The sequence below is a fragment of the Streptomyces lonarensis genome, from assembly GCF_012033735.1.
Taxonomy (GTDB): Bacteria; Actinomycetota; Actinomycetes; order Streptomycetales; family Streptomycetaceae; genus Streptomyces; species Streptomyces lonarensis.
Map to the genome: position 1 here is coordinate 3,340 of NZ_JAAVJD010000217.1, position 5,432 is coordinate 8,771.

The following is a 5,432-nucleotide window of genomic DNA, read 5'->3' on the forward strand; positions in this document are numbered from 1 at the left end:
CGTGACCTTCGCCGTGCAGCCGTCGGTCCCCGGTACCAAGGCGGCCCGGCTCTCCCTCGTCCGGCACCTCGCCCGCCCCGCCGCGCGGAGCCGCCGAAGGCGCCCCGCCGGACGGCCACCACCCCGAGGAGTTCCCCGTCATGGGCGACGTCCCCGTCCTGTCATCCCCGCACGGACCGTCCCTGCCCGCCATCGGTCTGGGCACCTACAAGCTGAAGGGCGCGGCCGGCGCCGAGGCGATCGGCGCCGGGCTGCGTGCCGGGTACCGGCTGCTGGACTCGGCCGCCAACTACGACAACGAGGGCGCCGTCGGCCGCGCCGTGCGGCACTCCGCCGTCCCGCGCGAGGAGATCGTCGTCACCTCCAAGCTGCCCGGGCGCCACCACCGCCACGACGACGCGCTCGCGGCGGTCGAGGAGTCGGTCTACCGCAGCGGCCTGGAGTACCTGGACCTCTACCTCATCCACTGGCCGAACCCCCGCACCGACCGGTACGTCGAGGCGTGGAGCGCCCTGATCGAGGCGCGGGACCGCGGGCTGGTGCGGGCCATCGGGGTGTGCAACTTCCTGCCCGAGCACCTCGACCGGCTCACCGCCGAGACCGGGGTGACCCCCGCGGTCAACCAGATCGAACTGCACCCCTACTTCCCGCAGAGCGAGCAGCGGGCCTACGACGCGGACCACGGCATCCTCACCCAGTCGTGGAGCCCGCTGGCGCGTGCCCGGGACCTGTTCGACGAGCCGGTGCTGGTCGGCATCGCCAAGGAACTCGGGGTCACCGTCGCCCAGCTGGTGCTCCGCTGGCACCTCCAGCTCGGTGCGATCCCGCTGCCCAAGGCCACCTCGCCCGAGCGGCAGGCCGCCAACCTGGACGTGTTCGGGTTCGAGCTGAGCGACGAGGAGATGGCGCGGATCGCCTCGCTGGCCCGGCCCGAGGGGCGGCTCGCCGACCAGGACCCCGCCCACTACGAGGAGTTCTGACCTCGGCCCCACCGTCCCGCAGCGACGCCGCCCCCGGTCCGCACCGCGCGGACCGGGGGCGACGTCACGCCCCGAGATGTCAGAGGTAGAGCCCGTCGCCGGTCACCACACGGTCGTGCGCCTGCGAGGGGTCGACCCCGCGGCGCAGCGCGAACAGCTCGGCCAGGGTGGCGCCCTCCCGGCCGACGCCCTCCTCGCTCCCGAGCCACTGCACCGACTCCCGCCGCGACAGCCGGCCGACCTCGATGCGCGCCAGGCAGCGGCCGGGCCGCACCACCGCCGGGTGCAGCCGCTCCAGGTCCTCGTTGGTGGTGATGCCGACGAGGACCCGGCGGCCCTGGCCCAGCAGGCCGTCGGTGAGGTTGAGCAGCCGGGACATCGCCTGGCCGGCGGAGTCCTTGGCGCCGCCGCGGATCAACTCGTCGCAGTCCTCCAGCAGGAGCAGCCGCCATCGGCCGTCGTCCTCGTCGTCCGGGTCCTCGCCGATGGCCACGTCCATCAGGTAGCCGACGTCGTTGAACAGCCGCTCCGGGTCGAGGACGCAGTCCACCTGGCACCAGTCGCGCCAGGCGCGTGCCAGCGTCCGCAGCACCGAGGTCTTGCCCGTGCCGGGCGGGCCGTGCAGCAGCACCAGCCGGCCCGACACGTCCTCGGCCGTGGTCGTCATCAGCCGGTCCATGGCGGTGGCCACGGGGGCGGCGTAGTTGGGCCGGGCCTCCTGCCACGACGCCGCGCTGATGCTGCGGGTGGTGCGGACCGGGCCGTTGCTGGGGGAGAAGTGCCAGAAGCCCATCGAGACCGAGGCGGGTTCGGTGTCGTCCGGCTTCTCCGCCCCGTCCACGGCCTCCTTGAGCACCCGTTCGGCGACCTCGTCGCTGCGGGCGACCACCGTGACCTGGGCCCCGAACTGCCAGCGCTGCGAGCGCACCAGGAAGTCGGCCCCGGCGGCGAGCACCGAGTCGTTGTCGGAGCCCCGTGAGGTGTGGCGGACCCGGACGTCCGCGGGCAGCAGACTGTGCTCGTCCTTGACCTGGCGGAGCCGTTTGCTGCGGGCGAAGGGGTAGTCCCCGGAGGCGTAGCCGGCGACGAGGAGGGCGTCGATGACCTCGCCGGGCGAGGTCGGGTCGTTGACGACGAGACCGAAGGGCGGCTGTTCCTCCGAGCGGGACGGGCGGTGATCGGCGTGCATACCGCCCATGATCGGCCATCGGGTGCCCCGGACGCACGCCCTTATGCGCGGGGTACGGTGTCGCTCCGTACTGCGTGGTGCGGGCAGTGGCTCCCGGCCGGCGGTCGGGGAACCGCCGCGGCCTGCGGCGGCGCGCCGGGTGACCGTGCGTCAGGTGGCGCGGGTGCGTGTGCGAGGGTGTACCTCCCCGAGGAACGGATGTGCGGTACGGCGCGCGTCCGGCGGCACGCCGTGGGGTGGTGCGCCCTGGCAGTGCGCCCGGCGGTGACGACCCCGGTGTGTTCGTCAACACCCTTGCGGGAAAGGTGAATCATGGGTCCGGGATACTCTGCCGCCTCGGCGGGGCGTTAGGGTGGATCGCCCCGGACCGGGTGGCCCAGTTACGGGTGGGAGAGGCATGGATCGGATAACAGTGCGCAGCAGGCCCCGCGTGCCTGCGGTCGAGTGCCGGAGCGGTGCGTCCGGACCGCGCCTTGAGCGCCATCTGAGCGTGCTCGCGGGACCCGCCGTACCGCAGCGGGACGCCGAGGACGCCACCGAGTTGATGCGGGAGCTGACCCGGCGCGACGAGCGTCCGGCGCCGGCCTCCCGCGGGGCCCGGGTGCACCTCCTGGCCCCGCTGCGGCGGCTTCGCCGCACGCTCTTCGGCGGTCGCGACTGACCGGCGACGACACACCGCCCGACGGCCCGTCGGCGGGTGGCGGCCCGTCCTCGGACGGGCCCCGCCCCGACGGGCCCTCGGCGCGCGGTCACGAGGTCGGCGACGGCCTGTCGCGGTGCCCGCTCTCCCGGCGCCGCCCGCCGCGGCCGCCGGTCTGCGGGCCGCGCGACCTCACCGCGGATCGGCGTCCACCGACACCGCGAACGAGAACCGGTCGCCCCGGTAGTGGATACGGACGACGTCCACCGTTCGGCCCCGGTCGTCGTAGGAGATGCCGGTACAGTGCAGGATCGGACTGAGCAGCGGGACCTCCAGCAGCCGTGCCGTCCCCGGGTCGGCGAGCCGGGCCTGCACCGTGTTGTCGATCCGGTGGACCGCCACGCCCGCCTCGTCCCGCAGCACCTTCGTCATCGGCCACCGCTCCAGCAACTCCGCGTCCACCCGTTCGGCGACGTCCGGCGGTAGCAGGTTCTCCGCCCAGTTGGTCGGTTCGCCGCTCTCCGGGTCGCGGCGCAGCCGCCGGAAGGCCACCACCTCGTCCAGGCCGGGGAAGTGCTCGGCGACCTCGGGCGGGACGGCCGTCGTCTGCCGCGCGAGCAGCGTGCTCAGCTCCCCGGACTGCTGCGCAACGATCGCGTCGACCGACCCCAGTAGCGGCACCGGCGCCCCGCGCGGCACGTCGGGCTGGATGAACGTGCCGCGCCGCCGGTGGCGGCTGATCAACCCCTCGGTCTCCAGTTCCTTCAGCGCCTGCCGCATGGTGAGCACACTGACGCCGTAGTGGCCGGCGAGCCGCTCCTCCGTCGGCAACCGCAGGGGCTCCTGCGGTTGCCGGCCGAGTATGGACGCGCGCAGCGACTGGGAGACCTGGTACCACAGCGGCAGCTTGCGGTTCAGCTCGACGGTGTCGGGGGCGAAGACGCTCATGCCGTACTCCCGGGGGCGCGGGGCTCAGGAACGGAAGTTCCGCCGGAGACCGTCCCACACGGTGTCGTAGTCCTGCTGGAGGTGCCCGGCGGAGCGTGCCTGTCCGGCCAGGGTGACCGGCCAGCGCGTCTCGAACATGAACGCCAGTCCGTCGTCCACCTTCTGCGGCACCAGGTCCGCGCCGCTCGCCCGGTCGAAGGTTTCCCGGTCGGGGCCGTGCGCGGACATCATATTGTGCAGCGAACCGCCCCCCGGGAGGAAGCCCGCGGCCTTGGCGTCGTAGGCCCCTTCGATCAGCCCCATGTACTCGCTCATCACGTTCCGGTGGAAATAGGGCGGCCGGAAGGTGTCCTCGCCGACGAGCCAGCGGGGTGCGAAGACCACGAAGTCGGCGTTGGCCAGTCCCGGGGTGTCCGACGGCGAGGTGAGGACGGTGAAGACCGAGGGGTCGGGGTGGTCGTAGCTGATGCTGCCGATGACGTTGAAGCGACGCAGGTCGTAGACGTACGGCACGTGGTTGCCGTGCCAGGCGACGACGTCCAGCGGCGAGTGGTCCAGCGTGGCGGCCCAGAGGTTGCCGCCGAACTTGTTCACCACTTCCACCGGGCGGTCCGTGTCGTCGAAGTCGGCGGTCGGGGCCAGGAAGTCCCGGGCGTCGGCGAGCCCGTTGGCGCCGATCGGCCCGAGTTCCGGGAGTTCGAACGGCGCGCCGTAGTTCTCGCAGACGTACCCCCGTGCGCTCGTCCCCTCGGCGATGTCGACGGCGAACCGAACCCCCCGCGGCACCAGGGCGACGTGCCCGGGGGCCACGGTCAGCCGGCCGAACTCGGTGCGCAGTTCCAGGACCCCGCGCTCGGGGACGATCAGCAGCTCGCCGTCGGAGTTCCCGAAGACCCGGTCGGGCATCGAGGTGTCGGCGCGGTAGAGGTGGATCGCCATGCCGCTGCGCTGCCGGGCGTCGCCGTTGCCGCCGAGCGTCCACAGGCCGTCGACGAAGTCGGTGCCCGCCGCGGGGGCCGGCAGCGGGTCCCAGCGGAACCGGTTCGGATCGGGGACGGTCTCCTCGAAGGGGGCGCAGCGCAGCTCGCGGTTGTCGACGCGGGCGAAGGCGGGGTGGACCGCCGAGGGACGCACCCGGTAGAGCCAGGAGCGGCGGGTCCGCGCCCGCGGCTCGGTGAAGGCGCTGCCGGAGAGCTGCTCCGCGTAGAGCCCGAGCGGCGCGCGCTGCGGGGAGTTCCGGTCGCGGGGGAGCGCGCCGGCGACGGCCTCGCTCTGGTGCTCGTTCCCGAAGCCGCTCAGCATGGCGCGGCCTCCGGGTCCGGTCCCGATCGGCGGCACGTCCGCCGTCGTCCGCGCGTCGTGGTGGTCCGTCATTGCGCCCTCGGCATCCCCGGTGCACCACCGGTCGCTCCGCGGGGTGCCCGGCACCCCGAGATTCCTTTGTCAGACCATAGGAATAGGGGTGACGTCGCGTCAACGCTCGTGCGCCTGAACGGGCCACGCATCCTCCGGTCGCGGGAGCGCGGGCCTCGCCGGTCGCGCGCCGGGGCGGGGACGTGCAGCGGGGCCCGGTGGGCGGTCCGCACGCCGTGGGCGCCCGCGTACGGCTCCCGAGCCGGGACGGTGCCACGGGCACAAACGCGCCCACCCGAGGCGTCCGCAGGGCGGCCAGGCG

The 5,432-nt window shown here is 73.7% G+C and carries 5 protein-coding genes; 2 read left to right on the forward strand and 3 right to left on the reverse strand.

All coding sequences use genetic code 11. The features are described 5' to 3' along the window. The first annotated feature begins 140 nt into the window (after window positions 1–140). Window positions 141–980, forward strand: a complete 840-nt coding sequence (locus HCN56_RS20675; protein WP_167973345.1) for an aldo/keto reductase — start codon at window positions 141–143, stop codon at window positions 978–980. A gap of 79 nt (window positions 981–1,059) precedes the next feature. Here HCN56_RS20675 and HCN56_RS20680 read toward each other — a convergent pair whose 3' ends face one another. After that, entirely contained in the window at window positions 1,060–2,169 is a 1,110-nt protein-coding gene (locus HCN56_RS20680; RefSeq protein WP_167973347.1) for a DUF5925 domain-containing protein, read from the reverse strand. 397 nt (window positions 2,170–2,566) lie between these two features. On the opposite strand from HCN56_RS20680, the gene HCN56_RS20685 reads away from it, so the two are divergent. Next, window positions 2,567–2,830, forward strand: coding sequence for a hypothetical protein (locus HCN56_RS20685; protein ID WP_167973349.1), 264 nt, complete (start codon window positions 2,567–2,569; stop codon window positions 2,828–2,830). Window positions 2,831–3,001: 171 nt separating this feature from the next. On the opposite strand, the gene HCN56_RS20690 is transcribed toward HCN56_RS20685, so the two are convergent. Together HCN56_RS20690 and hmgA are read right to left on the reverse strand one after the other, a co-directional pair. Then, window positions 3,002–3,757, reverse strand: a complete 756-nt coding sequence (locus tag HCN56_RS20690; protein WP_167973351.1) for a GntR family transcriptional regulator — start codon at window positions 3,755–3,757, stop codon at window positions 3,002–3,004. A 24-nt stretch (window positions 3,758–3,781) separates the two neighbouring features. After that, entirely contained in the window at window positions 3,782–5,059 is a 1,278-nt protein-coding gene (gene hmgA / locus HCN56_RS20695; protein ID WP_245246811.1) for a homogentisate 1,2-dioxygenase, read from the reverse strand. Window positions 5,060–5,432: the final 373 nt, after the last annotated feature.

What these genes read in the sequence shown, in the direction of transcription:
- HCN56_RS20675 (WP_167973345.1), top strand. Translation starts at nt 141, where the DNA reads ATGGGCGACGTCCCCGTCCTGTCATCCCCGCACGGACCGTCCCTGCCC.
- HCN56_RS20680 (WP_167973347.1), bottom strand. Translation starts at nt 2,169, where the DNA reads ATGCACGCCGATCACCGCCCGTCCCGCTCGGAGGAACAGCCGCCCTTC.
- HCN56_RS20685 (WP_167973349.1), top strand. Translation starts at nt 2,567, where the DNA reads ATGGATCGGATAACAGTGCGCAGCAGGCCCCGCGTGCCTGCGGTCGAG.
- HCN56_RS20690 (WP_167973351.1), bottom strand. Translation starts at nt 3,757, where the DNA reads ATGAGCGTCTTCGCCCCCGACACCGTCGAGCTGAACCGCAAGCTGCCG.
- hmgA (WP_245246811.1), bottom strand. Translation starts at nt 5,059, where the DNA reads ATGCTGAGCGGCTTCGGGAACGAGCACCAGAGCGAGGCCGTCGCCGGC.